2 protein-coding genes are annotated in these 2453 nt (G+C 73.1%); one reads left to right on the top strand and one right to left on the bottom strand.

Annotated elements, in window-relative coordinates; translation table 11 throughout:
- Positions 1-909 (bottom strand): LacI family DNA-binding transcriptional regulator (locus tag AOK15_RS38590; protein ID WP_055523560.1); only part of this gene is annotated, 909 nt, incomplete at its 3' end.
- Positions 910-1097: 188 nt separating this feature from the next.
- Here AOK15_RS38590 and AOK15_RS38585 point away from each other — a divergent pair.
- Positions 1098-2453, top strand: a 1356-nt coding sequence (locus AOK15_RS38585) for a glycoside hydrolase family protein (RefSeq protein WP_063799112.1), incomplete at its 3' end; no start/stop codon positions are given.

The following is a 2453-nucleotide window of genomic DNA, read 5'->3' as shown; positions in this document are numbered from 1 at the left end:
CAGCAGCCGCGCGGCCTCCGCGCCCTGCCCGGCGACCGGCTGGGCGACGGTCGTCAGCCCGACCACGTCGGCGAGTTCGTGGTCGTCGAAGCCGACCACGGACACGTCCTCGGGCACCCGCAGCCGATGGCGCCGCAGCGCGCGCAACGCGCCCATCGCCATCTCGTCGGACTGCGCGAACACCGCGGTCGGCGGCCGGCTGGCGGCCAGCAACTCGGTCATCGCCCGCTCACCGCCCTCCACGGTGTAGTCGCCGTCCGCCTCCAGCGCAGGGTCGGGCTCGATCCCGGCCTCGGCGAGGACGTGCAGATAGGCGGCCCGACGGTCGACGGGAGTGGTCCAGTGCAGGGGCCCGCTGGCCCCGGAGATCATGCCGATCCGCCGGTGGCCGAGGTTCACCAGATGCCGTACGGCACTCTCCGCGCCCGCCCGGTCGTCGATGCCGACCACTGTGAAGCCGGGTCGGGCGCCGCCCACCGTGGAGGCCAGCGGCACGCCCAGCGAACGCAGCGCGGCCGACTCCTCCTCGTCGGGTATCAACAGCGACAGCACCGCGTCGACCCGCTTGCGGACCGGCATCTTCGTGAAGAAGCGCTTGCGCGCCTCCGCCGAGCCCAGGTTGTAGAGCAGCACGTCGTACCCGGCGGCGCTGAACACCTGCTCCGCCGCGTCGAGGACCGTGCCGAAGAACCACCGGCCGATGTACGGGGCGACGACCCCGATGGTGAAGGTGCGCCCGCTGGCCAGGCTGGACGCCGAGCGGGAGGCCGTGTAGCCGAGCTGCTCGGCGACGGCCGCGATCTGCGCGCGGACCTCGTCCGACACGCCAGGCCGGCCGCGCAGCGCGCGGGACACGGTGGACGCCGATACCCCGGCGGCGCGGGCGACATCGGTGATGCTGACGGTCACGGCGGACTTCTCCCGTCGGTTGCACGTCTTCACGGCGGTGTGAGCTGTGAGTGACGTGACCGTAAACCCGACCCGGTTGTTGCGCAAGCGTTTGCGTTCAGTTTTACTTGGGCCGATTCTCAAGCGAGACCTAGAAGGTCCATGGTCAGCGCACGCGTTTGGGCGCTGCGAGTCGACAGGAACTGTGCATGCGATACGCCCCGCCCGGCCTCTGCGTGAACGACTTCGCCCTGCTCCGCGACGACGACGGGACCTACGCGGTGCTGCACCTCCAGGGGCCGTGGACCACCGAGTTCGACCACCTGAGGATGGAGACCTCCTACGGCAGGGCCACCTCGACCGACCTGGTCGACTGGCGGCCGCGGGGGACCGCGTTCGGCAACGGGCTGCCGGGCCGGTTCGACCAGCAGGCGGTGTGGACGATGCACCCCTTCCGCCACGGCTCCGGGATGGCGATGTTCTACACGGGCGTGAGCGGACTGACCCCCGAGGGCTGGCCGTTGCAGTCGGTCGGCCTCGCGTACTCCGACCGCACCGACGGCGCCGGCTGGCACCGCCACGGCACCGGGCCCGTCGTCGAGGCTGACCCCCGCTGGTACCGCACCGCCGACCGCATGGGCTGGCGCGACCCGTTCGTGGTGCGGGACGACGAGGGCGACGGCTGGGCGATGGTGATCTGCGCGAGCGACGCCTCGCTCCCGGTCGAGGTCAGCGGCTGCGTGGCCCTCGCCACCTCGGACGACCTGGAGCACTGGACCGTCCACCCGCCGCTGATCTCCCCCGGCGACATCGACGAACTCGAATGCCCGGTCCTGGAACGCCTCGACGACGGCAGCTGGCTGCTCCTCGGCTCCATCGGCGCGACCCGGGGCTTCGACTCCTGGACGGCGCCCACCCTCCGCGGCCCCTGGACCCGCCGGGGTCCCCTCGGCCCCACGGGCGCCTACGCGCCCCGCGTCATCCCCGACCCCGACGGCTCCCGCGTCGTCCTCCACACCACCCCCCGCAGGGTCGGCCTCACCGACACGGGCGACCGCTGCCGGGGCATGCTGGCCCAGCCCAAGTCCCTTGTGGTCCCCGAGGACTCGGCGCCGTGCCTGGAGTGGTGGCCAGGGATGGACCGGTGGCTGGGCGCGGAGACGGACGGCCCCCTCCTGCACGCCGTCGGCGACATCGCCGTCGCCGACCGCCCCGTGGAGATCACCCTGCGCACGGACGCCCCCGGCTCCGCCCGGTCGGCCCTCACCGTCGGCTGCGACGGCAAGAACCTCCGGGTGACCGGTCCCGACGGCGCCCCCCTGGACGAGACCGTCCTGTCCCAACCCCCGGCCCGCCTGCGGGTCCTGACGGTCGGCGAGTACGTGGAGGTCTACGCCGACGAGGTCTTCGCCCTGACGACCCTGTGCTACTCGGGCCACCCCGCGCCCTGGACGGCGACCATCGACGGCGTTTCCCGTCCGATCCCGACCCGCCCCGTCCACCTCCCGGACCCGACCCGCGACGACGCGTCGGCGATCTGGCCGGGGCCGGGAGGTGGACGGGGC

This window comes from Streptomyces ossamyceticus, from assembly GCF_001418475.1.
Taxonomy (GTDB): Bacteria; Actinomycetota; Actinomycetes; order Streptomycetales; family Streptomycetaceae; genus Streptomyces; species Streptomyces ossamyceticus.
This window is presented reverse-complemented; position numbering and strand designations above follow the sequence as displayed.